24 protein-coding genes, 2 pseudogenes and 1 riboswitch are annotated in these 26,702 nt (G+C 73.4%); of the genes and pseudogenes, 8 read left to right on the top strand and 18 right to left on the bottom strand.

Features of this window, described 5'->3' with window-relative positions; translation table 11 throughout:
• The first annotated feature begins 100 nt into the window (after positions 1-100).
• Entirely contained in the window at positions 101-316 is a 216-nt protein-coding gene (locus tag AB0D93_RS30205; RefSeq protein WP_362125946.1) for a hypothetical protein, read from the top strand.
• Between the two features lie 102 nt (positions 317-418).
• On the opposite strand, the gene AB0D93_RS30200 is transcribed toward AB0D93_RS30205, so the two are convergent.
• From AB0D93_RS30200 to AB0D93_RS30190, 3 genes are all read right to left on the bottom strand, one after another.
• Positions 419-937 carry a hypothetical protein gene (locus tag AB0D93_RS30200; protein WP_362125943.1) on the bottom strand — a complete coding sequence of 173 codons (519 nt, stop codon included), beginning with the start codon at positions 935-937 and terminating at the stop codon, positions 419-421.
• An 11-nt stretch (positions 938-948) separates the two neighbouring features.
• Positions 949-2,583: an MFS transporter gene (locus AB0D93_RS30195; protein WP_362125940.1), complete on the bottom strand. Its 1,635-nt coding sequence runs from the start codon at positions 2,581-2,583 to the stop codon at positions 949-951.
• A gap of 156 nt (positions 2,584-2,739) precedes the next feature.
• Complete coding sequence (locus tag AB0D93_RS30190) at positions 2,740-3,534, bottom strand: YhjD/YihY/BrkB family envelope integrity protein (RefSeq protein ID WP_362125939.1); 795 nt, start codon at positions 3,532-3,534, stop codon at positions 2,740-2,742.
• Between the two features lie 237 nt (positions 3,535-3,771).
• On the opposite strand from AB0D93_RS30190, the gene AB0D93_RS30185 reads away from it, so the two are divergent.
• Entirely contained in the window at positions 3,772-3,876 is a 105-nt protein-coding gene (locus AB0D93_RS30185) for an SHOCT domain-containing protein (RefSeq protein WP_362125936.1), read from the top strand.
• 32 nt (positions 3,877-3,908) lie between these two features.
• The gene (locus AB0D93_RS30180; RefSeq protein WP_362125933.1) at positions 3,909-4,313 is read left to right on the top strand and encodes a DUF4186 domain-containing protein; all 405 of its coding nucleotides are present in this window, start codon (positions 3,909-3,911) and stop codon (positions 4,311-4,313) included.
• Here AB0D93_RS30180 and AB0D93_RS30175 read toward each other — a convergent pair whose 3' ends face one another.
• Entirely contained in the window at positions 4,314-5,861 is a 1,548-nt protein-coding gene (locus tag AB0D93_RS30175) for a M1 family metallopeptidase (protein WP_362125930.1), read from the bottom strand. It lies immediately after the preceding gene.
• Positions 5,862-6,076: 215 nt separating this feature from the next.
• Here AB0D93_RS30175 and AB0D93_RS30170 point away from each other — a divergent pair, with 215 nt between their 5' ends.
• Positions 6,077-8,296, top strand: a complete 2,220-nt coding sequence (locus AB0D93_RS30170) for an NADP-dependent isocitrate dehydrogenase (RefSeq protein WP_362125923.1) — start codon at positions 6,077-6,079, stop codon at positions 8,294-8,296.
• A 122-nt stretch (positions 8,297-8,418) separates the two neighbouring features.
• On the opposite strand, the pseudogene AB0D93_RS30165 reads toward AB0D93_RS30170, so the two are convergent.
• A pseudogene (locus tag AB0D93_RS30165) lies at positions 8,419-8,745 on the bottom strand (DUF5713 family protein); the annotation flags it as partial.
• Between the two features lie 42 nt (positions 8,746-8,787).
• Here AB0D93_RS30165 and AB0D93_RS30160 point away from each other — a divergent pair.
• Positions 8,788-9,606, top strand: a complete 819-nt coding sequence (locus AB0D93_RS30160) for an N-formylglutamate amidohydrolase (RefSeq protein ID WP_362126081.1) — start codon at positions 8,788-8,790, stop codon at positions 9,604-9,606.
• Positions 9,607-9,791: 185 nt separating this feature from the next.
• Positions 9,792-11,015 (top strand): cytochrome P450, encoded by a 1,224-nt coding sequence (locus AB0D93_RS30155; RefSeq protein ID WP_362125920.1) that lies wholly within the window; start codon positions 9,792-9,794, stop codon positions 11,013-11,015.
• Positions 11,016-11,022: 7 nt separating this feature from the next.
• Here AB0D93_RS30155 and AB0D93_RS30150 read toward each other — a convergent pair whose 3' ends face one another.
• From AB0D93_RS30150 to AB0D93_RS30140, 3 genes are read right to left on the bottom strand one after another with little or no spacing between them, the layout of a single operon-like run.
• Complete coding sequence (locus AB0D93_RS30150) at positions 11,023-11,454, bottom strand: hypothetical protein (RefSeq protein WP_362126078.1); 432 nt, start codon at positions 11,452-11,454, stop codon at positions 11,023-11,025.
• Positions 11,455-11,507: 53 nt separating this feature from the next.
• The gene (locus tag AB0D93_RS30145; RefSeq protein WP_362125917.1) at positions 11,508-12,146 is read right to left on the bottom strand and encodes a sigma-70 family RNA polymerase sigma factor; all 639 of its coding nucleotides are present in this window, start codon (positions 12,144-12,146) and stop codon (positions 11,508-11,510) included.
• Positions 12,143-13,567, bottom strand: a complete 1,425-nt coding sequence (locus AB0D93_RS30140) for a S8/S53 family peptidase (protein WP_362125914.1) — start codon at positions 13,565-13,567, stop codon at positions 12,143-12,145. The genes AB0D93_RS30145 and AB0D93_RS30140 overlap by 4 nt, the downstream gene beginning before the upstream one ends.
• A 76-nt stretch (positions 13,568-13,643) precedes the next feature.
• On the opposite strand from AB0D93_RS30140, the gene AB0D93_RS30135 reads away from it, so the two are divergent.
• On the top strand, positions 13,644-16,256 hold the full coding sequence (locus tag AB0D93_RS30135; RefSeq protein WP_362125911.1) for a CHAT domain-containing protein: 2,613 nt from the start codon (positions 13,644-13,646) through the stop codon (positions 16,254-16,256).
• A gap of 9 nt (positions 16,257-16,265) precedes the next feature.
• On the opposite strand, the gene AB0D93_RS30130 is transcribed toward AB0D93_RS30135, so the two are convergent.
• Complete coding sequence (locus AB0D93_RS30130) at positions 16,266-17,975, bottom strand: LuxR C-terminal-related transcriptional regulator (protein ID WP_362125909.1); 1,710 nt, start codon at positions 17,973-17,975, stop codon at positions 16,266-16,268.
• A 94-nt stretch (positions 17,976-18,069) separates the two neighbouring features.
• On the opposite strand from AB0D93_RS30130, the gene AB0D93_RS30125 reads away from it, so the two are divergent.
• Complete coding sequence (locus AB0D93_RS30125; RefSeq protein WP_362125906.1) at positions 18,070-19,164, top strand: M12 family metallopeptidase; 1,095 nt, start codon at positions 18,070-18,072, stop codon at positions 19,162-19,164.
• A gap of 231 nt (positions 19,165-19,395) precedes the next feature.
• Here AB0D93_RS30125 and AB0D93_RS30120 read toward each other — a convergent pair.
• From AB0D93_RS30120 to AB0D93_RS30080, 9 genes and pseudogenes are all read right to left on the bottom strand, one after another.
• Positions 19,396-19,617, bottom strand: a pseudogene (locus tag AB0D93_RS30120) (LLM class flavin-dependent oxidoreductase); the annotation flags it as partial.
• Between the two features lie 14 nt (positions 19,618-19,631).
• A complete protein-coding gene (locus tag AB0D93_RS30115) occupies positions 19,632-21,014 on the bottom strand; it encodes an NtaA/DmoA family FMN-dependent monooxygenase (protein WP_362125903.1) in 1,383 nt (460 codons plus the stop codon).
• Positions 21,015-21,037: 23 nt separating this feature from the next.
• Positions 21,038-22,240 carry an LLM class flavin-dependent oxidoreductase gene (locus AB0D93_RS30110; RefSeq protein WP_362125900.1) on the bottom strand — a complete coding sequence of 401 codons (1,203 nt, stop codon included), beginning with the start codon at positions 22,238-22,240 and terminating at the stop codon, positions 21,038-21,040.
• A 109-nt stretch (positions 22,241-22,349) separates the two neighbouring features.
• Positions 22,350-22,460 carry a putative leader peptide gene (locus AB0D93_RS30105; protein ID WP_362125895.1) on the bottom strand — a complete coding sequence of 37 codons (111 nt, stop codon included), beginning with the start codon at positions 22,458-22,460 and terminating at the stop codon, positions 22,350-22,352.
• Between the two features lie 68 nt (positions 22,461-22,528).
• Complete coding sequence (locus AB0D93_RS30100; RefSeq protein WP_362125892.1) at positions 22,529-23,296, bottom strand: GNAT family N-acetyltransferase; 768 nt, start codon at positions 23,294-23,296, stop codon at positions 22,529-22,531.
• Positions 23,297-23,324: 28 nt separating this feature from the next.
• Positions 23,325-24,350, bottom strand: coding sequence for an ABC transporter substrate-binding protein (locus AB0D93_RS30095; RefSeq protein ID WP_362125889.1), 1,026 nt, complete (start codon positions 24,348-24,350; stop codon positions 23,325-23,327).
• Positions 24,351-24,391: 41 nt separating this feature from the next.
• Complete coding sequence (locus AB0D93_RS30090) at positions 24,392-25,183, bottom strand: amino acid ABC transporter ATP-binding protein (RefSeq protein WP_362125886.1); 792 nt, start codon at positions 25,181-25,183, stop codon at positions 24,392-24,394.
• A complete protein-coding gene (locus tag AB0D93_RS30085; protein WP_362125883.1) occupies positions 25,180-26,166 on the bottom strand; it encodes an amino acid ABC transporter permease in 987 nt (328 codons plus the stop codon). The genes AB0D93_RS30090 and AB0D93_RS30085 overlap by 4 nt, the downstream gene beginning before the upstream one ends.
• A 171-nt stretch (positions 26,167-26,337) precedes the next feature.
• The gene (locus AB0D93_RS30080) at positions 26,338-26,487 is read right to left on the bottom strand and encodes a hypothetical protein (protein ID WP_362125880.1); all 150 of its coding nucleotides are present in this window, start codon (positions 26,485-26,487) and stop codon (positions 26,338-26,340) included.
• A 33-nt stretch (positions 26,488-26,520) separates the two neighbouring features.
• Positions 26,521-26,631: riboswitch (SAM riboswitch) on the bottom strand.
• Positions 26,632-26,702 lie beyond the last annotated feature (71 nt).

Below are 26,702 nucleotides of genomic sequence, written 5' to 3'. Positions count from 1 at the left end.
CCGGCCGGTGGGATGGAGCACCGGCGGACGGCCCGTGCTCCTCCGGCGAGAGCCGGGTGCCCCTGGCGAGGAGCAGGCCGCAGGACCAGGAGGGTGGACCATGACCGCTCCGAGTGGCGTCACCGTCTCTCCGGCTCCGGCCGACCGGGCGGCCCTCGGCAGGCGGGCCCGCGGGCGCGCGCCGCGCTCGGGCCACGGCGAGTTCGAGGCCGCGCCGGACCGGCCGGACGCGTCGGTGAGCGTCCGTCACCGCGGCGGCCGACGCGTCTCCGCGACCCGCGGGCCCGGCGGCCGGCAGCGGTTCGGCAGCCCGTAGGGGTGTGCCTCGTCGACGACCGGACCGGGCGGCACCCGCCGGATCCTGTTCCGCCCGGCCGCACCGGGCCTCACCCCGCGCGGGTGATCCGGTGTCCGCGCTTCAGTGCGTCACAGCGAACTTGAACGTGATGATCGCCAGGCCGAGCACCAGATTGACCGAGGCGCTGCCCGCCACCAGCCGCCATGACGCTCCGGCCTGTCGTGCGCCGGCCGCGGACCAGCCCACCTGACCGGTCACCGCGACGGCGACCGCCAGCCAGACCGCGCCGTCGGCGTCCAGGCCGAACAGGGGGCTGACAGCGACGGCGAGGGCCGGCGGGACGGTCGCCTTGACGATCGGCCACTCCTCGCGGCACACGTGCAGGACGGTGGGCCGGTCCAGAGCCCGTTGCGCGAGGCGGGCCCCGAACAACTGGGCGTGAACGTGCCCGACCCAGAACACGAGACCGGTGAGCAACACCAGCAGCGCCAGCTCCAGGCGGGGGAACTTCCCCAGGCCGCCGGCGCCGATCACCACCGAGGCCGCGAGCATGGACCCGTACACGGCACCCGTGTAGTCGGCGTGGGCGCGGCGCTCGGCACGGCGTGCCCGGGCTGCTGCGCGGTCGGCCGTGGACATCGCCGAAACCTTCATGATCGTTCCACGGAGCCCGCGGCGCCCGCCGGTGCCGGGCCCCGCGAGGGGTGCTCACGGCGGCCGGGCCCCGTCGGCAGGTGCGGAGTGACGAGGAAGCTCGCCAGGGTGATGCCGCCGGTGGCGAGGATCGCCGCTCTCAGGCCGTCGAGCTGTGCCGTGGCGTACGAGTCCGTGAGGGCGTCCACCTCGTGCGGTGGCAGTCCGGCGCGCTGGGCGGCCGAGCGGACCTGGTCGGTGGGGACGAAGCTGATCCCGGCCTCCAGGCGGACGCTGGTCTGCTGCCGTGCCTGGGCCGACAGAAGGGGATCGGTCTCCACTTCCGTGGTGAACGCGTGTGCCAAGGCACCGATGAGTATCGAGCCGATGAGTGCGGTGCCCAGCGCCGAACCGAGGTTCTGCGCCGTGAACTGCAGGCCGCCGACCTCGCTGCGTTCCGCCTCGCCGACGCTGGACTGGACGACGTTGCCCAGTTGGGAGGCGAGCAGCCCCATACCGATGCCGAGCACCGCCATGGCGCCGGCGAACTGGCCGTTGTCGATCTTCGGTTCGATGGTGGCGAGCAGCCACACGATGGATCCGGTCAGCGCCAGCAGTCCCAGCCGGACGACCCGGCGCGGCCCCAGGGTGCGCCCGAGCCGGGCGGCGCCGAGGGAGGTGACAAGCATCGTCACGGAGACCGGCAGCAGCCGCAGCCCCGTCTGGAAGGCGTCGAAGCCCTGGACCACCTGAAGGTACAGCGGAATGGTGAAGAACAGTCCCAGCAGGATCAGGTTCTGGCTCAGCAGGGTGAGCAGACCGGACCGCAGGGGCGGCCGGCGGAGCAGGGACAGGTGCACCAGGGGGTCTGCGCCGGTGGCCTCGCGTCTGCGGTCCCAGCGTACGAAGAGGGCCAGCACGGCCACACCGGCGCCGACGACGAAGAGGGTGGGCGCGAACCCGAGGACGGTGAAGGGCGGGTTGCGCGGCCGCACCCAGCCCCAGGTGCTGCTCTGCAGCACCCCGAGCACGCCCAGCCCCAGTCCGCCCGCCGAGAGGACCGCGCCGAGCGCGTCCAGCCGGGGCGGCGGCCCGGTCCGCGCGGCCTCCCGGACCACCCGGTGGCACAGCAGGACGACCACGACGACCACGACCTCGCCCGCGAAGACGAGCCGCCAAGTCAGATAGGTCGTCACCCAGCCACCCAGCAGCGGCCCCACGGCGATGCCCGCACCGGCCAGTCCGCCGATCACCCCGTAGGCGACGGCCCGGTCCCTGCCGCCGTAGGACTCGGCGACCAGGGCCGCCATGGCGGGCAGCACCATCGCGGCACCCAGCCCCTCGATCACCGACCAGCCCAGTGCGAGCACCCACAGGGTGGGCGCCAGGGCGGTGAGGGCCGAACCGGTGCCGTACACGATCAGGCCGAGCAGGAACAGACGACGACGGCCGTGGATGTCGCCCAGCCTGCCACCGATGATCATGAAGGCGGCCATGACCAGGGCGTACAGCGTGATGACCGCCTGGATGGCGGTGACCTCGGTGTGGAAGTCCTCGACCAGTCGGCTGATGGAGACGTTCATGACCGACGTGTCCAGGACCATCAGGAACTGGGCCGTCCCGAGCACCATCAGGGTGCGCCAGTGTTTCACGGTGTCCACCACCCGGCGTCGGTGACGGTCCGGTGTGTCCGGCCGCCACCCCATCTCAGCCCATGGCACCGCGTACGCGCCTCACCCGTCACGGGCGAACCGCCCGGCCGGGTGTCGGCCGCGGAGCGGGCGGCGGCGCTCGTGCTCGGCGAGGTTTCAGGAGCCGCGCGCTCCACGGTCGCGCAGCGGAGGCGGGCTGCCGAGGCGGTGCGCCAGGAAGGGCTCCTGCGCCAGTACGGCCCCCGCGCTGACGGCGACGGCCGTGGCGACGCACAGCACGACCAGCCAGGACAGGACCACGAACACGGACCCCACGGAGCCGTAGCCAGCGAGGGCCCGGTCGAGGGCCTGCGGCATGTACAGACGTGCGGTCAGCGCCAGTGCGGTGAGGACGGTGGCCGTGATCAGGGCGGCCGGCAGCAGGGGCTTCCAGCCGACCATGCCGCCGAGCAGCAGATGCTGGGTCCACCACCACAGGCCCACCTGACTGACCCAGGTGAGGGGGACGCCGAGCCAGGCGCCGGCCCCGAAGCCGTCACGCAGAGGACCCTGGAGCACCAGGACACCGATCCACAGACCCAGCCAGGCCAGCCAGCGCCAGGCGGCGATCCGGGTGCCGGTGCGCGGGATCTCCCAGGCTCGCTTGCACAGCCGTTGCATCGCCCGGCTGACGGCGGTCGCCGACAGCAGCACCATCAGCCCTCCCACCACGCCGGTCGTCTGCCGCAGGTCGCCGGACGTGGGCTGGAACACCTGCTCCAGCTCGGCACGCGCCGCACCCGTCAGCCCGAAGATCGATGTCACGGACGCGATCAGCTGATGGCGCACCGCCGCCGGGGCACAGGCCGCGACGACGAACAGCAACGGGACCGCGGTGAGGAAGCACTGCGCGGCGATGCGGGTACCGGAGTCGAAGATGTTCACGGTCACCATGCGGTCCGCGAGACGCATGACCACGGGGAACCGGCTCTCCGCCTTCCGGTGCACCGATCTCGCCCGGTCGGTGAGCCTCTGCAGACGCCCTGCCGGTGTCATCGGGATCCCCCGGGGAAAGACCGCGGGCACGCCCGGCCCCCGCCTGTGGGCGGCACCCCGACGGTCGGCATGACATCGCTCCCTTCGCTGGGACCAGGGTGGCGGGTCACGCACCGCGCGGCACTCCGGAAGGTCCCCCGGTGGACCGCCGACATGACCGAGAAGATCGGCCGGCTCAAGCAGCCGGCCGACCTGAAGGCCGAGGGCATCCTGACGGACGAGGAGTTCGAGAGCCAGAAGCGCCTGCTGCTGAGCTGAACCACGTCCCCGTGACGTACGCTCGGCACGGCATGACCACCTCGCCCGATCCCCGTTCCCTGGACCAGCGGCTGGACGCGATCGCCCGTCAGCCCTTCCGGGCCGGGTTCCACCTGCGCGGGCGGGAGCGGGCGACCGCCGGCCTGAAGGGGCCGGCGACGATCCGGTGGCACGCCTACGACCTGGTCGCCGCGCGGCTCGCCCCGGCGGAGCCGTACAAGGACGGCAGGCAGACGCCGTACCGCGGTCACCCGGTCTTCGTCGCCCAGCACGCGACCGCCACCTGCTGCCGGGGCTGTCTGGAGCGCTGGCACGGGATCCCCAAGGGGCGGGAGCTGACCCGTGCCGAGCATGTCTACGTGGTGGATGTGATCTGCCGCTGGATCGAGCGGGAGATGACGGGCGGAGCCGCTCACGGCCCCGCCCGGCGCCGCTGATCAGAGCGTCGCGGAGTTATCGTGCACGTGGCCGCCGCGCCTGCTGTGCGGCGCCACGAGGGAGGACGTGACCGGGGTCACCGTCCAGTCGGGGTGGCCCGGCATGCGCGGGGTCTTCGTGCCGTACAGCCAGTCGCGCAGGAAGCCGGACAGGTCCTGGCCGCAGACGTCCGAGGCGACCGCGATGTAGTCCTCGGTGGTCGCCGAGGAGCCGCGGAAGCGGTCCAGGAAGGCGCGCTCGACGGAGTGGAAGAGGTCCTCGCCGACCAGCTGCCGGAAGGCGTACAGGACGAGGACGCCACCGAGGTAGCGCTGGCTGTCGAAGAGGTTCGTGGCGTTCGGGGCGGCCACCGGCCCGGAGTCGTGGCGCCACTGGTCGCCGCGGGCGTAGGTGTCCTTCATCCGGGCTTCCATCGTGGTGAGGCCGAGGGAGTCGGCCCAGCCGCGCTCGTAGCGGTAGAGCAGCCCGTAGAAGTCCGCGTGGCCCTCGTTCAGCCACAGGTCGGCCCAGGTGGCGGGGCTGACGAGGTTGCCGAACCAGGAGTGCACCAGCTCGTGCATCATGTGCGAGCCGATCTTCTTCTCCTCCTGGAGCAGGAAGTTCGGCTTGTACAGGGTGAGGGTCTGGGTCTCCAGGCCGGTGAAGTCGAAGGCGTTCGGGTCGTCGGAGTTGCAGGGCAGCAGGCCGTACGTCTCGAACGGGAAGGATCCGAGCCGCTGCTCCAGCCAGGACACCTGTCCCGGCGTGAGGGCGAGGGCCGGTTCGAGGGCCGCGGCGCGGGCCGACGGCACCACGTCGCGCAGCGGCAGGCCGGACGGGCCCTGCCGGTCCTTGACCACATAGTCGCCGACGGTGATCTGGACGAGTTCGGTGGCGAGCGGGGAGACCGAGTGGTACGAGTACGCCGTGCGGCCGCCGCTCAGCGACTCGGTGCCGGTGAGCAGTCCGTTCGCCACGGCGCGCAGCCCGCTCGGCACCGTGATGCGGAAGCTGAAGTCGGCCTTGTCCGAGGGGTGGTCGTTGCACGGGAAGACGGTGTGCGCGGAGTTCGGCTGCGGGCAGATCGCGAAGCCGTCCGGGGTGGGCACCCAGGCCGTGTGCGAGAGGGTGCCGCGCGGGTCGGCCGCGTAGTCGATCCGGACGGTCACCGCCGCGTCGGCCGCGAGCGGCCCGGCAGGGGTGATCCGCAGCTTCTCCTGCTGCTGCTCCCAGACGGCCGTCGCGCCGCTCACGGACACGGTGTGTATGTCCAGGCCGAGCGCGTCGAGCGAGAACCGGGTCAGCGCACAGGTGGTGCGGATCTTCAGGGTGGCGGCGCACTCCACCCGCTTGGTCGTGGGGTCGTAGGCGAGGTCGAGGTGGTACGACGACACGCGGTAGCCGCCGTTGCCGAGCGTCGGGAAGACCGGGTCGCCGAGGGTTTCAGGGGCCGGCTCCCCCGTGCGCCTGCCGGTGCCGGCCGCGCGGGCCGGGGAGCCGGCGGTCAGCGCCGTGGCCGTACCGAGGAGGGCGGCCGCCGGGGCCGTCACTCTGCTGCGATATCTCATGATCCGCCTTCGGTCGGGCGGCCGGGTGGTCGGTCCGGCCGCCGGTCGGTGACGATCGCCCGTGGTCTGCGGGTGATCGTTTGTCATGACCACCAAAGGCGGGTCGCGGTTGCGCCGACGCGCCGGATTTTCCGGCCGGGACCCCTGTCGAGCGCATCCCGGTCACGAGATATCTTGATGTCGAGCAATGTTGCAGACGTGGAGCGGAGCACCCGGTGACTGACTCGACCATCATCTACACCTACACAGACGAGGCCCCGGCCCTGGCGACGCATTCGTTCCTGCCGGTGATCCAGGCGTACGCCTCGCAGGCGGGTGTGCCCGTGACCACCCGGGACATCTCGCTGGCCGGGCGCATCATCGCCGTCTTCCCGGAGTACCTGAACGAGGACCAGCGCATCCCGGACGCGCTGTCCGAGCTGGGCGAGCTGGCCAAGACCCCCGCGGCCAACATCATCAAGCTGCCGAACATCTCGGCGTCCATCCCGCAGCTGAAGGCCGCGATCGCCGAGCTCCAGGGCAAGGGCTACGCGCTGCCGGCCTACCCGGACGACCCGAAGACCGACGAGGAGCGCGAGATCCGCGCCCGCTACGACAAGGTCAAGGGCTCCGCCGTCAACCCGGTGCTGCGTGAGGGCAACTCCGACCGCCGCGCCCCCGCCTCGGTGAAGAACTACGCCAAGACCCACCCGCACCGTATGGGCGCCTGGACCTCCGAGTCCAAGACCAACGTGGCGACCATGGGCGAGAACGACTTCCGCTCCACCGAGAAGTCGGTCGTCATCGCCGAGGACGGCGCGCTGAGGATCGAGCTGGTCGGCGCGGACGGCACCACCACCGTCCTGAAGGAGTCCGTACCGGTCCTGAAGGACGAGGTCGTCGACGCCTCCGTCATGCACGTCGCCGAGCTGGAGCAGTTCCTCGCCGCGCAGGTCGCCCGCGCCAAGCAGGACGGCGTCCTGTTCTCCGTGCACCTGAAGGCCACGATGATGAAGGTCTCCGACCCGATCATCTTCGGTCACGTGGTGCGCGCCTTCTTCCCGAAGACCTTCGCGAAGCACGGCGCGACCCTCAAGGCGGCCGGCCTCACCCCGAACGACGGCCTCGGCGGCATCCTGAAGGGCCTGGAGAACCTGCCCGAGGGCGCCGAGATCAAGGCCTCCTTCGAGGCCGAGATCGCCGAGGGCCCGGCCCTCGCCATGGTCGACTCCGACAAGGGCATCACCAACCTGCACGTCCCGTCGGACGTCATCGTGGACGCCTCCATGCCGGCCATGATCCGCACCTCCGGCCACATGTGGGGCCCCGACGGCCAGGAGGCCGACACCCTCGCCGTCATCCCGGACTCCTCCTACGCCGGTGTCTACCAGGCCGTCATCGAGGACTGCCGGGCCAACGGCGCCTACGACCCGTCGACCATGGGCTCGGTCCCGAACGTCGGCCTGATGGCGCAGAAGGCCGAGGAGTACGGCTCCCACGACAAGACCTTCGAGGTCCCGGCCGCCGGCACGGTCCGCCTGGTCGACCGGGCCGGCAACGTGCTCATCGAGCAGCCGGTCGCGCAGGGCGACATCTTCCGCGCCTGCCAGACCAAGGACGACCCGATCCGCGACTGGGTCAAGCTGGCCGTCACCCGCGCCCGCGCCACCGGCGACCCGGCCGTCTTCTGGCTGGACGAGAACCGCGCCCACGACGCGCAGCTCATCGCCAAGGTCGAGCAGTACCTGCCGGAGCACGACACCGAGGGCCTGGACATCAGGATCCTGTCCCCGGTCGAGGCCACCAAGCTGTCCGTGGAGCGCATCCGCCGCGGCGAGAACACCATCTCGGTGACCGGCAACGTGCTGCGTGACTACCTGACCGACCTCTTCCCCATCCTGGAGCTGGGCACCAGCGCCAAGATGCTGTCGGTCGTCCCGCTGATGGCGGGCGGCGGCCTGTTCGAGACGGGCGCCGGCGGCTCGGCGCCGAAGCACGTCCAGCAGCTGGTCAAGGAGAACTACCTGCGCTGGGACTCCCTCGGTGAGTTCTTCGCGCTCGTGCCCTCCTTCGAGCAGTACGCGGCGGCCACCGGCAACACCCGCGCCAAGGTCCTCGCCGACACCCTCGACCGCGCCACGGCGACCTTCCTCAACGAGGACAAGTCCCCGACCCGTCGTGTCGGCGGCATCGACAACCGCGGCAGCCACTTTTACCTGTCCCTGTACTGGGCGCAGGAGCTGGCGCGGCAGACCGACGACGCCGACCTGGCCAAGGCCTTCGCGCCGCTCGCCGAGACCCTCGCCGCGAAGGAGCGGGAGATCGTGGACGAGCTGATCGCGGTCCAGGGCAAGCAGGCCGACATCGGCGGCTACTACCAGGTCGACAAGGCCAAGGCGGACGCGGTCATGCGCCCGTCGGCCACCTGGAACGAGGCGCTGGCGTCCCTCAGCTGACGCCGGCGGCGCCCCAGCCGCTCGCCTGATTGATCCTGCGCCCCGGCCGGTACCCCGGCCGGGGCGCAGGCATGTGCGGACGCCGCCCCGGTGCGGGAGAGGGGCCGGCCCTCACCACTCCCGGCGATCAGCTCCTCCACGTACGCGTCGGCGAAGCCGTAGGCCCGCGCGACGAACCGGAAGGCCGCGCCGATCTCCTCGCGGGCCACGGTCTCGATCTCACTGCCGGCCGCCTCGAACTCGGCCTCCAGCGCGTTGAACTCCTCGGTGGCGGCCTGCGTCAGCCGGTACAGCGCGGCCAGGCCGGCGGGCCGCTCGGCCTCGATCCGCGCGCACAGGGCGAGCAGGATCGCCCGGCCCTTGTCCACGAGGTGGTCCGGGACATAGCCGTCCCGGTACATCCCGTCCAGGAAGGCGTGCGCCGCCACCCGCGGATCGCTGATCGGCATGTCCGGTCCCGCCCCTCGCCCGGTTGTCGATGTGACACCTTGATCCTGCACCAGCCCACCGACAACGCCCCGGAGTCGCCCGTGCCCTCCTTCGAACTCCTGCCCGGTGCCCCCGAGTCGCCCGTCCTGCTGCACGTGCCGCACTCCGCGCGGGCGGTTCCCGGGGACGCGCGACGCGGGATCACGCTGGACGACCGTGCGCTGGAGCGGGAGCTCGACCACATCACCGACGCGCACACCGCGGAGCTGGCGGAGCGGGCCGCCGGTCTGGCCGCCGTCACGCCCTGGCGGTTCGTGAACCGGCTGTCGCGGCTGGTCGTGGATCCCGAGCGGTTCCCGGACGAGCGGGAGGAGATGACGGCCGTCGGCATGGGCGCGGTGTACACGCGGACCACACACCGGGGCGAGCTGCGGCCCGCGGGCACCGACCCGGAGCCGCTGCTGGAGCGGTACTTCCGGCCGTACGCCCGGGCCATGTCCGAGGCGGTCGCGGGGCGGCTGGCGGCGACCGGGCGGGCTGTGGTGATCGACGTGCACTCCTATCCGACCGAGCCGCTGCCCTACGAACTGCACGCCGATGGGCCGCGTCCGCCGGTGTGCCTGGGCACGGACGCCTTCCACACGCCACCGGAGCTGACGAGGGCGGCCCGCGAGGCGTTCGCGGTGTGCGGGGAGACGGGGCTGGACAGCCCGTTCGCCGGGACGTACATACCACTGGAGTTCTACGGCCGCGACGCGCGGGTCAGCGCGCTGATGGTGGAGATCCGCCGGGACACGTACATGGCGGAGCCGGGCGGGGCGGCGGGGCCGGGCCTGGACCGCCTGGCCACAGCGCTGGCCGCGCTGGTCGAAGCGGCCTGAGCGCGGCGCCCCCGAAGGGGCGTGGGCCCGTGTTCGGCCTGCGGTCTCGCCGCGGGGGGGGCGAGCGACCGACACGCGGCCGCACACGTCCGACGGCGGACGGCCCCGCCCCCCGAGGGCCCCCGGTCCCACACTCGGAGCACCACCGCAGGACAGCCGGAGGCACCCGTACCAGGGTGGAGGGCATGACCGAGGAGAGCACGCTCACCGGCCAGGCCCCGCCCCCCGTACGGGACTGGTCCACGCCCGACCTGGACGGCACGGACTTCGACCCGGTCCTCGCCGGCCTCATGCGCGAGGGTCCGCTGACCCGGATCCGGTTGCCGTTCGGCGAGGGCTGGGCGTGGCTGGCGACCCGCCACGACGACGTGAAGCTGATCACCAACGACCCGCGGTTCAGCCGCGCCGAGGTGACGCGGCGTCAGGTGACCCGCATGGCGCCGAACTTCGCGCCGCGCCCGGGCTCGCTCGCCTGGGCCGACCAGCCTGACCACAACCGGCTGCGCAAGCCGGTCGCCGGCGCCTTCACCGTGAGCGCCATGAAGCGGCTGCGCCCCCGTGCACAGGAGATCCTGGACGAGCTGGTGGAGGACGTCGTACGGGACGGGCCGCCGGCCGAGCTGGTGGAGCGGGTCCTGGAGCCCTTCCCGCTCACCGTCGTGAGCGAGGTGATGGGCGTGCCCGCGGCCGACCGCGAGCGGGTGCACGCCTGGACCCGGGAGATCATCTCCACCAACGGGGCCGAGGCGGCCGGCCGGGCCAAGGAGGGCCTGTACGGGTGGATCACCGCGACCATCCGGGCCCGGGCCGACAGCCCGGGCGAGGACGTCTACTCGATGCTCGGCGGCGCCGTGGCGCGCGGGGAGATCAGCGAGGAGGAGGCCGTCGGGCTGGCCGGCCCGCTGCAGATCGGCGGCGAGGCCGTCACCCACAACTGCGGGCAGATGCTGTACCTGATGCTGACCCGGCCCGAACTGATGGAGCGGATGCGCGCGCGTCCCGAGGCGCGCGGTCCGGTGCTGGACGAGCTGCTCCGCTGGATCCCGCACCGCAGCTCGGTCGGGCTCGCCCGGATCGCGCGGGAGGACGTGGAGATCGCCGGCCACCGGATCGCGGCGGGCGAGCCCGTCTACGTCTCCTACCTCGCCGCCAACCGCGACCCGGCCGTCTTCCCCGACCCGGACCGCATCGACCCCGACCGCGAGCCGAACCCGCATGTGGCGTTCGGCAACGGCCCGCACTTCTGCACCGGCACCCTGCTGGCCCGGCTGCAGACCGAGCTGCTGGTGGACACCCTGCTGGACCGGCTGCCCGGGCTGCGGCTCGCGGTGCCGGCCGAGGAGGTGCGGTGGCGGCACCGGACGATGATCCGCGGTCCGCGGACGTTGCCCGTGACCTGGTCCGCCTGAGGGTGATTCAGGCCCGCAGCCACTCCGTGACGATCACCTCCGCGCCGGTCCGCAGCCTGAGGGCGAACGGGCCGGCCGGTGGTGTGTCGCTGGTGAAGCGGCCGAGGGTGTCGACGGCGACCGGGCGGGCGGTCTGCGGGCCGCCGAGCACCTCGATGCGCGCCGACCGCGGCGGCAGCACCTGGCCGATCAGCCCGTCCTCGGTGACCTCGACGTCGACGGTGACCTCGCCCGCGCGGAACGTCAGCATCCGCGGGGCGTCCGTGACACCCCTGACCGGCAGCGCGTCCATGAGCGAGTCGAAGGTCAGCTCGGCGATCCGCGCGTCCAGGTCGTGCAGCGCGTAGGCGTCCAGGGCCAGTTGGCGCAGGGCTTCCGGCACCGGGTCGAGGACCGCGGCGGCCTGCCGCAGCTCCTCCTCCAGCAGGGCGTCCGCCAACTCCTCCTCAGCGGTGCTCCGTTGCGGGCTCCGGTTCTCGTTCTCGTCCTCGTTCACGCCGCACCCCGTGAGTCCATCCGGGCCCGCAGCCGGCGCAGACAGCGCTGGCGCAGGGGACCGATACTGCCGACCGCGATACCGAGCGCGGCCGAGATCTCCCCGTAGCTGGGCGGCGGGGAGGACACCAGCACGCGCAGCAACTGCCGGCAGCGCTCCCCCAGTCCGTCCAGCTCCTGCCACAGGCGGCGGACCCGCTCGGCCCGGTCCGCGGCCTCCTCCGAAGCGATCAGCGACTCCTCCGGGGTCCGCTCCTCGCTCGCCCGGTCCAGCACCCGCGGGTCGTCCGTCAGGGTCAGCCGGGTCAGGCTCTTGAGCACCTTCAGGCACTCGTGGCGGGCCGTACTCGCCAGCCACGAGGCGGCCTTGTCGGGTTCACGGATGCCGCCCAGGTGCTGCGCGAAGCGGAACCACACGGTCTGGTAGACCTCGTGCCCGTCGGCGTCGGAGAGCCGGTGCGCGCGCACCACCGACCACACCAGCGGACTCATCCCTTCCACCAGCGCCTTCCAGGCCGCGGCGTCCCCGTCGACGGCGGACCGGACGAGCGCGCCGACCTCTGTTCGGTCCACGGCTCCACCCCTCGTGTACGGCTCGTCATCGTACGCCGTGGAGCGGAGGGTTCCGGCACTCATGCGGGCAGGGCCGGAGCGACGGCCGGGACCGGGCGCCAGGTGGGCGGCCGGAGCACGGTGACGCGCGCCCCGCGCACCTCCGCGCTGTCGGTGGCCGCCGCGAGCAGGTGGTCGCGGGCGGCGCGCGGGTCGCGCTCCCCGTGCGCCGTCATGTGTGCGGCGACGAGGCCCACGACGGCCGGCGTGGCGAAGGAGGTGCCGCTCCACTGCGCGAGCCCGTCGAACATCACCTGGTGCGGCTTGGCACCGGTGCTCTCCCGGCCCTCGCTCAACGCCCCGGTGTGACGCGGGAACTGGCAGGTGCAGGAGTAGTCGTAGCCGAACCGGCAGGCCTCGTAGGTGGAGTGCTGGTAGATGTACGGCACGGGCGTGTCGAAGCCGGTGAGGGCGCTGGTGAGGCGCTCGCCCGGGGCGAAGACCCGCACCCAGGGCCCGTGGTTGCTGAAGCAGGACTCGCTCTCGCCGTCGGCGCTCAGCGCGCCGACCGACAGGACGCTGTCCGCGTACTCGGGCCGGCCCGCGTAGGCGGCGGGCCAGAACGGAGCGTTGCTGGAGTTGTTGCCGGCGGCGGCCACCAGCAGGGTGCGCTGCTCGCGCAGTTCCCGCATGAACGCGTCCAGGCCGATGAGCCCGTCGGTGCCGTCGGTGGTGGTGCCGGCGGAGAGGCTGATGATGTCGGGCCAGCCGCCCTCGTCGACGGCCTCGAAGAGCCGGGCACCGAACTCGGACTCCAGGATCGCGCCCGCGTCGCTCAGGGTGTCGCGGACGGTCACCCGGGTGTTGGGCGCGACGGCCGCGAGGATCCCGGCGATGAACGTGCCGTGTCCGGCGTACTGCCGCAGCACCCCGTCGGCGTCCGTCTCGGCCGGCTGGGCGTCGCCCGTGGTGTGGGCGAGCAGCGGGTAGCCGCCGTGGTCGTGCACGAGCCCGGTGTCGATCACGAGGACACCGACGGCGCTGTCCGCGTCGTAACGGCCCTCGGCGGCCGCCGGGTTGGCCTGCCGGGTGCGTGCGACCGGCACCGGTTCGTCGCCGGGGCAGGCGTTGACCGCGATGTGCACCACGTGGTTGCGGCCCACCAGCCGGCGTCCCCGGCGGTCCTCGGCCTCGCGCAGGGCGCGCAGCGCGTGCGGCACGGTGTCGTCGCCGGCGCCGGGCTCGCCGGTGCGGATGCGGGTGACGCCGGTGCGGTTGGTCTCGGGGCCGTCCCGGCGCACGTGCTCGGGGACCAGGCCCTCGGTCGCGGTGAAGTGGGCGCGCACGGCGTCCTCGACGATTCGGGCCTCCTCGCCGTCCCGGGCGAGGACGACACCCTTCTCGTACAGGAAGTGCGCGTCGTCGTCCGGGCCCATGGCCAGCGGAACGCCGGACATGGAGCGCTGGATGTGCTCGAACTGCTCGTGGAACCGCTGTGGTGCCATGACCTGTCCTCCCCCTGGAGACGCTGTTCGACAGTGAGAGCCGCGGGGCCACCGTCTGATACATCAGGCCACTACCATGCGAGGCGTGACGGCGGGAAGAGAGTCGGTTCTCGAGCTGCTGCCCCTGGTGTTCGCCGACCCGGGCGAGGCCCGGGCGCGCGCGGAAGGGGTGCTGCGGGCCGGTCCGCCGCCGCTGCACGCCAGCGTCGCCCACCAGGTGCTCGGCATCTGGCAGCGGGACTTCGGCGATCTGCGGATCGCGCTGCGTCATCTGCGCCGGGCCCGGGACCTGGCCGCGCGCGCCGAATCGGCCGACCGTGAGGCGGATGTGCTCGCGACGCTGGGGGTCGCACTGGTGCACGCGGGGCGCACGCGGCAGGGGCTCACCTCCTTCGAGCGGGGAGTGGCGCGGGGCAGCGCCCACACCCGGGCCCGGGTGCTGTACCGGCGGGCGTACGTGTGGTGGGTGCTGGGGCGGCACCGGGAGGCGCTGGAGGACGTACGGCGGGCGCTGCCGGTGCTGCGGCAGCTCGGCGACGACATCTGGACCGCGCGGGCGCTGACCCTGCGGGCGACCGTCCATCTGGCGCTCGGTGCGGTGGACCGGGCGGTCGCGGACTTCACGGCGGCGGAGCGCCTGTGGGACACCACCGGCCAGGAGCACGACAAGGCCGACGCGGTGGAGAGCCGGGGGCTCGCCGCGTTCCGCTCCGGGGACATCCCGGCGGCGCTGCGGCTGCTGGACGAGGCCGAGGAGCGGTACGCGAAACTCGGCACCCCCACCTACATGCTGTCGATCCGGCGCTGCGAGGTGCTGATGGCGGCCGGTCTGGCGCCCGAGGCGCTCGCCGAGGCGGACGCGACGATCGCGCTGCTGGACCGGATCGGCGGGCAGACCACCCGCAAGGCCGAGCTGCTTCTGGCCGCGGCCCGGGCCGCCCGCTCGGCCGGGGACGCGCACACCGCCGTGGCCCGCGCCGCCGTCGCGGTACGGCTGTTCGCGGCGCAGCGGCGGACGTGGTGGGAGACGCACGCCCGGCTGGTGCTGATAGAGGCGCGGGTGGCGGGCGGGCGCCGCTCCGGGCGGCTGGTCGCGGACGCGGCGGCGGTCGCCGCGAAGCTGGCCTCCTTCGGCTCGCCCGCCGCGCCGGAGGCGTCGCTGCTCGCGGGCCGGATCGCGCTCGCGCTCGGCTGGACGGCCGACGCGGAACGGCACCTGGCGGTGGCCGCGCGCAGCCGGTACGGCGGCCCGCCCCCGGCCCGGGTGACGGGCTGGGCGGCGCAGGCGCTCCGGGCGCGGGCGGCCGGGTCCCGGCGGGGTGTGCTGGAGGCCTGCCGGCGCGGCCTGGACGTGCTGGACGACCACCGGATGACGCTCGGCGCCTCGGAGCTGCGGGCGCACGCGACCGCCCAGGGCGCCGAACTGGCCGCGCTGGCCCAGGAGGTGAGCCTCGCCCAGGGCACTCCGCGACGGCTGCTGGAGTGGAGCGAGCGCTGGCGGGCGACCGTACTGTCCGCGCCGCCCACCCGGCCGCCCGCCGACCCGGCGCTGCTGAGCGGCCTGACCGCCTACCGGGAGATCGCGGCCCGCGCCGAGGAGGCCCGCATGGAGGGCCGGCCGGTGCCCGCGCTGGAGCGCGAACAGCGGCGCCTGGAGCGGGAGATCCGCTCCCGCACCCACCACATGCGCGGTGCCGCCCCGTACGAGGGGGACCGCTTCGACGTGGCCCGCCTGCTGGACCGGCTCGGCGAGGCTCGGCTGGTCGAACTCGCCGTCGTGGACGGGCGGGTGCACGTCCTGCTGTGCGGGCAGGGCAGGGTACGGCGGTTCGCCGGCGGTTCGCTGGCCGAGGCGGTGGCCGAGGCCGAGCACGTCCAGGCCGGGCTGCGCCGTCTCGCGCACCCCGGCGCCGAGGCCCGGCTGCCGTTGGTGGAGGCCGCCGGGCTGCGGCTGCAGGAGCTGCTGCTGGGCGGCGCGGCGGCACAGCTCGGCGCGGGTCCGGTGGTGGTCGTGCCGCCGGGGGCGCTGCACCGGGTGCCGTGGGCGCTGCTGCCCGTGCTGCGCGAGAGGGTGCTCAGCGTGTCGCCGTCGGCGGGCAGCTGGCTGCGTGCCCGGGAGACCGAACCGCCGCCGGGGGGCCGGCAGGTGCTGGTGCGCGGACCCGGGCTCGCGACCGGCGGCGCGGAAGTGCCGCAGCTGGCCGGCCGGTACGGCACGGCGACGGTCCTGGAGGGCGACGAGGCCCAGGTGCCCCGGGTGCTGGAGCACCTCGACGGCGCGGCGCTCGCCCACCTGGCGGCCCACGGGACGTTCCGCGCCGACAGCCCGCTGTTCTCGGCCCTGCGGATGGCCGACGGCCCGCTGATCGTGCACGACTTCGAGCGGCTCGCCCGCAGTCCGTACCGGATCATCCTCTCCAGCTGCGACACCGCCCGCCTCGCCTCCGTGGGCGCCGACGAACTCCTCGGCCTGGTCACCGCGTTGCTGCCGCTGGGCACGGCCGGGGTGGTGGCGAGCAGCGCACCGGTCAACGACGCGGCGGTGGTGCCGCTGATGCTGGCCCTGCACAAGGGCCTCGACACCGGCCTCTCCCTGGCCGAGGCCCTCCGCGACGCCCGCACGACCCTGCCGGGCGACGCGGTCCACCAGGCGACGGGCTGGGCGTTCGCGGCGTTCGGGGCGGCGTGAGCGGCGTGGCTACGCGGAGGCGCACAGCGACGGCAGGGCTCCCCGGTCACCGGTGCCCAGCCGGCCGTACGCGCTGTACAGATGGTTCCCCACCGTCCGCACGGACAGGGTCAGCCGCTCGGCGATCTCCCGGTTGCTGAGCCCCGCCGCCGCGAGCGTCACGATCTGCCGCTGCCGGGCGGTCAGTTCGCCCAGCACCAGCCCGGCCAGCGCGGGCGTCCGGGCCCCCTGGCACCGCCGTAGGAGCGCCACCGCGCGGGTACGGGACACCCGGGCGGCCCGGGGATCCCGGTGCGCCCGTACGGCCTGTGCGCGTGCCTCCGCCGCGAACAGCAGGAAGCCGCGCCGCTCCAGCGCCTCGGCGGCCCGGTCCAGTGCGTGCCCGTCACCGCGTGCCAGCGCGTCGGCGTGCCGCGCGAACGCACTGCCGGCGGGCAGCCGCCCGGCGACCCGTTCGGGGTCACCGACGCGTACGACGTCGTACCGGGCGTACACGTCGTCGTCCCCGCTCCGCACCGGCTCGCCGCCGGCCAGATGGAGTTCCGCGCGGCATCCGGCGTCCTCCGGTGCCTCCCGCAGGCCCTCCCGCGCCCAGGCGGCAGCCTCTCGTGTCTCCCCGCGCAGCCGTGCGAACCGGGCGCGGACGGCGGCGTACCCGGGCGGCAGCACGGCACCCTCGGCGACCAGCCACTCCCCCACCGGGGCGGGCACCGAGCGCACGTCCAGCTGCTCGATCGCCCGGGCCATGAGCCGCCGTTCGGTCTCGAGGGCCGGTCCGTGGTCGCGCGGCGCGCCGGCCAGCCGCAGGGCTCGCAGCCGGCCGGTGGTGGCCCGCAGGGCCGCCCCGTACAGGGGCTGGGCGAGGGTGACGGTGCCCCCCTGGTCGTCGGCACGGATCAGGCCGTCCGCCTCCAGGCGCTCCAGGACGTCCGGTTCGAGGTCGTCCAGGGACAGGGGCAGCGGCTCGGCGAAGGCCAGGCGCTCCAGGGTCTCCCGTTCCTCCGGGCGGGAGCGTGCGAGCACCGGGGCGAGTCGCTCGCGTACGGCCGGGGTGACCGGCAGGTCCCCCCGCCAGGCCCGTTCCCGCGTACCGGGGACGGGAACCAAGCGGCCCGTCGAGCCGAGTGCGGCGAGCACGTCGCGCAGCAGCCGCAGGTCTCCCCCGCACGTCCGGTGCAGACGGAGCACGGTGAGGGGGTTCAGCCCGGCGGGGGTCAGCAGGTGGGCGATGTCCTCGCGGGGCAGGGGTTCGAGGGCCAGCCGGGGCAGCAGTTCCCCGCTCCACAGCCGGGACACCGCGGCGGGCGCGGGCACGCCGTCCACCGCGGCCACGACGAGCCGGGTACGGCCGTGCACGGCGAGCTGGTGGACGAGAGCGGCGGAGGCCTCGTCCAGCAGATGGGCGTCGTCCACGACGAGCAGCCGTACGCCGGACAGGGCCCGCACCGCGCGGTGCGGCGAGGAGGCGTCGGGCAGCAGGTGGGCGAAGGCCGCGTAGGGCAGGTTCCGGGCTCCGGGCGTGCCGGTCACGCGGGCGTGCTCGGTGCCCCGGACCGCCTCCGTGATCAGCCGGGTCTTGCCGTGGCCGGCCGGCCCGGTCACCACGATGCCGGGCCGGCCGGCGGCCGACGCGGCGCGCACCAGCTCCAGTTCGTCCTCCCGGCCGGTGAACGGCCAGGGCGGCTTCGTCGTCCTGTCGTCCTGTTCGTAAGTCCTCACGTCAACCAGAGGCGGTCTACGCGGATTTGATACAGGGCGACTTGAGTAGCCCCCGACTCAGGCGTCCGGCCCGGCGGGCGGGCACGCTGGCCGCATGACCCGACGTCTGTGCTCGCTCCCGCGGCAGCCGGCCCCGTGCTTCGCACCGGGCCTGACCGCCGGGCGGCTGGACGCGCTGCTCGCCGGGCGGCGGATGTGGGTCAACGGCACGGTGCTGCACTACGCCTTCTTCGACGGCTTCGACGACGACCGCGCCGCCTCGGTGATCCCGGTCCCCGGCAGCGGTGAGCTGCGCCGGGTGCCGTGGGCCGGCGGCGAGGAACAGCGGGAGGCGGTCCGCGACGCCTTCCGCGACTGGCAGGGGCTCGGCATCGGCGTCACGTTCACCGAGGTCGCCGACCGGCGCGAGGCGGAGCTGCGGATCGGGTTCCAGACCGGTGGCGGCTCCTGGTCGGCGGTGGGCCGCGAGGCGCTGACGGTCGGCCGGAGCCAGCGCACCATGAACCTGGGCTGGGACGTGACCGGGCCCGGGGAGCGCGGCACGGTGCTGCACCAGATCGGGCACGCGCTCGGCATGGTGCACGAGCACCAGAGCCCGTACGCCGGGCTGCACTTGGACGACGAGGCCGTGTACGCCGAGCTGGCGGGCCCGCCGAACTTCTGGAGCCGGGAGACGACGTACACGAACGTGCTGCGCCGGCTGGACGCCGGCGAGGCGAGCGGCTCGGTGTGGGATCCGCAGTCGGTGATGACGTTCGCGTTCGGGCCGGGGCTGGTGCTGGAGCCGGAGCAGTACCGCGGGGGGTTGGGGCCCTCCGACGGTCCGTCGCCGGCCGACAAGGAGTTCGTGCTGCGCTGGTATCCGCCCGCCGACCCCGTGGGGCCGGCCGCGCTGGTGCCGTTCCGCTCGGCGCCGCTCGGTCTCGGGCCGGGTGAGCAGGCCGACTTCGTCGTCGAGCCGCCGGAGACCCGCGACTACACCGTGGGCACCTTCGGCGACGCCGACACCGTGCTCGTGGTCTTCGAGGAGCGCGACGGGGTGCCGCGCTTCCTCGCGGGCCACGACGACGGCGGCGCACCGGACAACGCCGCCGTCCGGGTCCGGCTCGTCCAGGGCCGGCGCTACGTCGTCCGCGTCCGCCTGTACTCCGCATGGGGGTCCGGGGAAACGGCGGTCATGTGCTGGTGACGGCACACGGTCGACAGCGACCACGGTCCGGCAACGGGGGAAGCGGTCGCGGTCGTCACCCACGGGGGAGGTGACGACCGCGACCGCGCGTTCGCGCTCCCCGCGAGGGCGTTCCGCCGCCGGGCGCGGCGACGCGGCCGGCCGGGTCGGGGCGATCGTCCACGGCGGGTCCGTGGGCACCCCGGCCCACCGGCTCGGCCGGAGGGAGTGGGCCGGGGCGCCCGCGTCACCTCATCCGCTGTGCCACTCCTTGGCCGCCGTTTCGCAGGAGCGGACCCGGTCCGCATGGTCGTGGGTGACGGTCGTGACGAGGAGTTCGCCGGCGCCCGTGGCCTCCTGAGGCTGGTGCGACCGGCCGGCGACCCGGCCCGGGGAGCCGGCGAACCGGGTGCCGGGGCGGTCCTGGACCGGCGCCCGGTCCTCGTCGGTCCAGGCGTGCGCCCCCGCCGCCTCCTCGCCGAGGAACCTCACGACGCGGCCCGCTCGGGCGCGGCGCCGGCGTCCGCGTCGGGGTGGGCGAGGCCCAGGTGGTCGCGGAGGGTCGTGCCCTCGTAGTCGGTGCGGAACACGCCCCGTTCCTGGAGCAGGGGGACGACCTTGTCGGCGAAGGGGTCGAGGCCGCCGGGGGTGATGTGCGGGACGAGGATGAAGCCGTCGGAGGCGTCGGCCTGCACGAAGTCGTCGATGGTCTTGGCGACGGTGGCCGGGGAGCCGACGAAGGTCTGCCGGTTGCCGGTGTTGATCACCAGGTCGCGGATGGACCACTTGTTGGCCTCGGCCAGCTGCCGCCACTCGCGGGCGATGGCGACCGGGTCCCGGTACATCCGCACCTGGGCGCGGCCGCGGGAGATGTGCTCCTCGCTCACCACCGGGTCGACGTCGGGCAGCGGGCCCTCCGGATCGTACGCCGACAGGTCCCGGTTCCAGACGAACTCCAGGTGCTTGATGGCGGTCGCGCCGCTGACCTGCTGCCGGCGCACCTCGCGGGCGAGTTCGGCGGCCTCCTGATCGGTGTCGCCGAGGACGAAGGTCGCGGCCGGCAGGATGAGCAGCTGGTCGGGGCGGCGGCCGTAGGCGGCGAGGCGGGACTTCACGTCCGTGTAGAAGGCCTGGCCCTCCTTCAGCGTGGAGTAGCGGCTGAAGATCGCGTCGGCGCTGGAGGCCGCGAACTCACGGCCCTCCTCGGAGTCGCCGGCCTGGAAGATCACCGGGCGGCCCTGCGGGGAGCGCGGGACGTTGAACCGGCCGTGGATGTCGAAGTGCCGGCCCCGGTGGACGAAGGCGCCGGCCCGGGCGTCGCGCAGGAAGGTGCCGGTGGCCTGGTCGGCGAGGATCTCGTCGCCGCGCCAGGAGTCGAAGAGTTCGTGCGCGGTGGCGAGGAACTCCTTGGCGCGGGAGTAGCGCTCGTCCTGGGGCAGGAAGCCGCCGCGGCGGAAGTTCTCGCCGGTGAAGGCGTCCCAGGAGGTGACGACGTTCCACGCGGAGCGGCCGCCGGAGAGGTGGTCGAGGCTGGCGAACTGGCGGGCCACCTCGTAGGGCTCGTTGAACGTGGAGTTGATGGTGCCGGTCAGGCCGAGCCGGTCGGTGACGGCGGCCAGCGCGGCCAGCACGGTGAAGGTGTCGGGGCGGCCGACGACGTCCAGGTCGTAGATCTTTCCGCCCTGTTCACGCAGCCTGAGCCCCTCGGCGAGGAACAGGAAGTCGAACTTGGCGCGTTCGGCGGTCCGCGCGAAGTGCACGAAGGAGCTGAACTCGATGTGGCTGCCGGCGGCCGGGTCGCTCCACACGGTGGTGTTGTTGACACCGGGGAAGTGGGCGGCCAGGTGGATCTGCTTCTGCGGCTTGCTCATGGGGTGCGGTCGTCCTCTCCGGCTCAGGCTGCGGCGTGGCGGTTGGCGGGGCGGGCGAGGCCGAGCAGGCCGCGCAGGGTGCCTGCCTCGTAGGCGTCCCGGAAGCGGCCGCGGCGCTGGAGCTCGGGCACCAGGTCGCGGCTGATACGAGGCAGGTCGTGCCCGGTGACGGCGGGCCGCAGCCGGAAGCCGGTCAGTCCGCCGGCCGCCAAATCCTCCAGCACGTCGGCGAGTTGGACGGCCGTGCCGGTGAAGATCCGGGCGTCGGAGGTGTACGGCTCCCCCGCGAGCGTGTCCAGCCGCTCCCGCCGGGCCGCGGCCTCGGCCGGGCTGTCGTCGAGGAACACGACGAGGTCGCCGAAGAGGTGCAGGGGCTCGGCGGCACGGCCCGCCGCCTGCTGCTCGGCGCGGATCTCGGCGACGATCGCGCGGGCCTGGTCCACGTCGTGCGGCGTGACGTAGCCGACGTCGGCCTGCCGGGCGACCAGCCGGTACGGGACGGTCTGGTGGGCCAGGGCCGTGACCAGCGGCTGGCCCTGGGGCGGGCGGGGCGTGATCGAGGGGCCCTTGACGCTGAAGTGGCGGCCCTCGAAGTCGATGTAGTGCAGTTTGTCCCGGTCGATGAAGCGGCCCGTCGCCGTGTCCCGGATCTCGGCGTCGTCCTCCCAGCTGTCCCAGAGCCGGCGCACCACTTCCACGTAGTCGGCTGCCTCGTCGAACAGTTCGGTGACCACGTCCTGTGCGGCCGGGCTGTCGTAGGAGTCGATCCGGGCGATGGTACGGCGGCCGAAGTGGGCGGCCTCGTCCGGCCGGGCGCTGATCTGCACGCGCAGACCCGCGCGGCCGGTGCTCACGTAGTCGAGGGTGGCGATCGCCTTGGAGATGTGGAACGGCTCCGTGTGCGTGGCCACCACCGTCGGCACCAGGCCTATGTGCCGGGTGAGCGGGGCGACCCGGGAGGCGATGAGGACCGCGTCGAGCCGGCCGCGCACCTGGTCGGTGCGCTCGTCGGGGTCGAGGAGCTGCGAGGACTGCGGGCCGAGGCCGTCCTCGAGGGTGACGAAGTCGATGAGGCCGCGTTCGGCCTCGGCGACCAGATCGGCCCAGTAGGCGGCGGTGAACAGCTCCCGGGGCCGGGCGACCGGCTCGCGCCAGGATGCGGGGTGCCAGCCGGTGCCGTCCAGGGCGACGGCGAGGTGCAGAGGGGAAGGGGGAGTTGAGGACACGTCGGTGCCTTCCTTGATGTCCGTGGGAGAACACCGGCTCGCGGGGCGGGCGTCGGCGAGGGCGAGCGCGGCAGGAGCGAGGCCCGGGCCTCGCGGCCGGGCGGAAACGTCAGTGGCGACAGAGCGCGGCGGACACGCGCTGGAGATCTATGTGCGGCCGGGACGTCAGCCGGACGGAGCGGTACGTGCGCGAGGCGCACGGCGGGAGTACGCGGGGCACGGCCGTCACCTCCGTCCGTCGGGCGGGGCGGGCCGGATGAGCGGCCGCCTCGCGGATCTCGTCATGACTCACAACGCGCCGCCGGCCGCGGTTGTTCCCGTGCCGCGGATCCGCTTCTCGCCTCCCGCGCCGCGCACCCGCACGATGCGGGAGCGGCGGCGCGGGGTGAACCCGATCGACTCGTAGAGGCGGATCGCCGCGGCGTTGTCCGCGGCGGCGTGCAGGAAGGGGGTGTCCCCGCGCGCCCGGATGCCCCACGCCACCGCGCGGACCAGCCGGGTGGCCAGCCCCCGGCCGCGGTGTCCGGGGTCGGTGCAGACGGCGCTGATCTCCGTCCAGCCCGGCAGTCGCAAGCGCTCGCCCGCCATCGCGACGAGCCGCCCCTCGTGCCGGATGCCGAGGTAGGTGCCCATCTCGACGGTCCGGTTGAGGAACGGGCCGGGCCGGGTCCGGGCGACGAGGCCGAGGATCTCGGGGACGTCGGCGGGCCCGAGCCGTACGGCTTCCGGCGCGGGTTCGGCACGCAGCGCGGTGCCGACCAACTGCACGCCCTCCCCGCCGTCTTCGACCGTCCACCCGTCGGGCACCCGCGCGACGGGCTTGACGCGTACGGTGGTTCCGGGGCCGACGAGCGCGCGCAGGTCGTTCCAGGCGGCCGGATCCGCCGGGTCGGCGAGAGCGGCGACGGCGTAGACGCCGTCCTGGTAGCGGGCGGCACGGCCGACGCGTTCGGCCAGGTGGGCGTGCGGACCGGTCAGGGCGGCCCAGACGGCGTTGTCGAGCACATGGGTACCGGGTGGGGCTCCGCCTCCGCGGAGGCCGGTCAGCTGGGGCACGGAGGCGAAGTCCTCTCGGCTCGGCCGGTCAGGAGTTGTTCAGCGGGAGGCCGGGCGGGTTGACCTCGGACTTGGCCACGGCCTCGTTGGAGAGGTTGTAGGCCTTGAGCCACTGGGCGTACTGACCGTGCTGGATCAGGTGGTTGATGGCGTCGGCGAGCGGCTTGGCCAGACCGCTGTCCTTCTTCGCGGTCGCGGCGATCAGGCCCTGGAGGGACTGGCCCGCGCCGGAGTACTTGCCCGCGTTGCGGGTCGCGTTCGGCGTGTTCGCGACCTGGGTGATGTGGTACGCGATGCCGGGGTTGGGGCCGAAGTAGGCGTCGATCCTGCCGCTGGCGAGGGCCAGATAGGTGCTGTTGTGGTCCTGGAAGTACTTGATGGTGAGCTTCTTGCCCTCCTTGGCCAGCTTGGCCTTCCACTCCAGGAGGATCCGCTCCTGGTTGGTCCCGGAGCTGACGGACACGGTCCTGCCCGCGAGGTTCTCGTAGTCGCCGTCGAAGTTCCACGTGCTCTTCTTCGGCACCTCCCAGGCGAGGTTGTCCTGCCGGTAGGAGGCGAACTCGTACTTCTTCTTGCGCTCCTCGGTGTCGGTGACGTTGGAGAAGGCGACGTCGACCTTGCCGCTGTCGACGCCGACGAAGAGGTTCTCCCAGGTGAAGTTCCTCAGCTCGGGCTTGAGGCCGAGGACGGCGGCGACCAGCCGGCCGAGGTCGGGTTCGGAGCCGGTGAGGGTCTTCTGGTCGCTGCCCACGTAAGCCAGCGGCGGGAAGCCGGACGGCAGGGCGCCCTCGCCGATCACGAGTCTGCCGCTCCTGCGGAGGGAGGCGGGCAGTTCGGCGCTGATGGACTTCACCTCGGACACCTTGATGGTGGTCGGCCTGGCGGCGCCGTTGGAGGCCTGTCCGACGACGACCTCGCCGGCCTTGGCGCTGCCGGTGGTGGTGGCCGCGTCGCTGTTGCCACCGCAGGCGGCGAGCCCGGTGGCGAGGGTGGCGACGGTGGTCGCCGCGATGATGCCGCGTGTCAGGCCGCGTCGGGAGAGGTGGCTGTGCATGGCTGTCCTTGTCGTTCGGGGACTACGGGGGTCACGGGGGTTCAGAGGACCTTGGCGAGGAAGTCGCGGGTCCGTTCGTGCCGGGGCCGGTCCAGCACCTCTTCCGGCGGGCCCTGTTCCACGATGCGGCCGGCGTCGAGGAAGACGATCCGGTCGGCGACCTCGCGGGCGAAGCCGATCTCGTGGGTGACGATGACCAGGGTGGTGCCGCTGGTGGCGAGGTCCTTGATGACGGAGAGCACCTCGCCGACCGTTTCGGGGTCGAGCGCGGAGGTCGGTTCGTCGAAGAGGATGATGCCGGGCCGCAGGGCCAGGGCACGGGCGATGGCGACGCGCTGCTGCTGCCCGCCGGACAGCTGGCGCGGATAGGCGCCGGTACGGTCGCCGAGGCCGACCCGGGTGAGCAGCTCGCGCGCCAGTTCCTGCGCCTCGGGCCTGGCCAGCTTCCCGGTGGCCACGGGCGCGGCGGCGACGTTGTCGAGGACGGTCAGGTGCGGGAAGAGATTGAAGTTCTGGAAGACGAAGCCGATCCGGCTGCGCTGGGCCAGGATGGCTCGCTCGCTCAGCTCCTTCAGCCGGCCGCCGCTGCCCCGCTTGACGCCGATCGGCTCGCCGCCGACGCTGACGTGGCCGGTCTCGGGTTTCTCCAGGTGGTTGACGACCCGCAGCAGCGTGGACTTGCCGGAGCCGGAGGGCCCGATGACGACGGTGACCTCGCCGGGGCGCACGGTCAGGTCGATGCCGTCGAGCACGCGATGGGTGCCGTACCACTTGTGGACGTCGTGCACCTCCAGCGCGGCCGGGGTGGTCCGGAGGGTGTCGGTGACGGTCATACGGCGGCCTCCCTGCGCAGCCGGGCCCGGAACTCCGCGAGGCCCGCGCGCGCCTTCTGCAGCGGGGTCGGCGGCAGCGCGCGGGTGGCGCCCCGGGCGAAGTACCGCTCGACGTAGAACTGGACGACGGACACGGCGCTGGTGAGGACCAGGTACCAGACGGTGGCGACCAGCAGCAGCGGCACGATGTCGCCGGGATAGGTGCTGCCCATGGTCTGCACCGACCCGAAGAGGTCGAGCAGCGAGACGTAGAACACCAGCGAGGTGCTCTTGATCAGGCCGATGAGCTGGTTGACGTAGTTCGGCGTGATGGACCTGAGGGCCTGCGGGAGGACGATGCGGGTGAACTGGTAGCCCCTGGGCAGGCCCAGCGCGGCCGCCGCCTCGTGCTGGCCCTGGTCGACGGAGAGGATGCCGCCGCGTACGACCTCCGCCGCGTACGCCGCCTCGTTGAGGCTGAGCCCGGCCACGGCGACGGTCATGTCGGTGGCGAGTCTCGACTCGTCGAAGGTGACGAAGGCGGGGCCGAAGGGGACGCCGAGGCTCAATGTCCGGTACAGGGCCGAGAAGTTGTAGAGGAAGATCAGGACGACGATCAGCGGCACCGAGCGGAACAGCCAGGTGTAGGTCCAGCTGACGGCGCGCAGCACCGGGCTGCCGGACTGCCGGGCGAGGGCCAGCAGGACGCCGCCGAGGAGGCCCAGAACGGCGCTGAGCGCGGCGACTTCGAGGGTGACGAGGAGCCCGTCGAGGACGGTGGGACGCAGGAACCAGTAGCGGAAGCGGTCCCACTGGTAGAAGGGGTTCGTGGCCAGTCCGTGCACGATCTGTGCGACGAGGACGAGGACGACGGCGGTGGCGATCCACCGGCCGGGCCGACGCAGGGGCTGAACGCGCTGCGCCTTCAGAGGTTTTGACGGTACGTCGGCGGGTGGCGCCTCGTCCACGGCGAGGGGGACGGCGGCGCCTTGGAGTTCACTCATGGCGGGCTCCGGCTTGAGTCGGACACCCCTGGTCGCGGCGCGCGGGTGCGGGCCACCGCGGCACTACGGCACGAGGCGGCGCACGGCAGCGCGCGGGACCGGGGGCTGGGCGGGCGGCGGCACACCACGGGAGAGGTGTGCGTCGGGAACGCGAGCGGCTGGAAAGGGTCGTCAGCCGCGGCGGCGGGCAGGGCCCGGCACGGTACACAGTGCGCTGTTGACGCGGAGCAGATCGACGGCACGGTCGGCGACGAGGAGCCCGGCGTACGACCGTACGCAGCCCTGGGGGCGGCTCGCGGCCGTCCGGGGAGCTGCGTACATGGCGTCACCTGTCACTGTTCCGGCCCCGCGGGGCCCTCGCGCTTACCGAAAACTCGTTCCGGTCCGGTCGTCACCTGGGGCACCCCACCGCGGTGCGAGGGTTGCCGGTCAGCGAGCCAGGGCTTGGCGCTGACGCTCATGACCGTTCTGAGCCGCAAGTAAGGCAGTTGTCCGTTCGAATGTCAACGGCCGTCCGCGTGGTGGACGCCAACCGC

The sequence above is a fragment of the Streptomyces sp. NPDC048191 genome (genome assembly GCF_040652655.1).
Classification (GTDB): domain Bacteria; phylum Actinomycetota; class Actinomycetes; order Streptomycetales; family Streptomycetaceae; genus Streptomyces.
The sequence above is the reverse complement of the archived record's forward strand: the minus strand, read 5'-3'. Positions and strand labels throughout refer to the sequence as shown.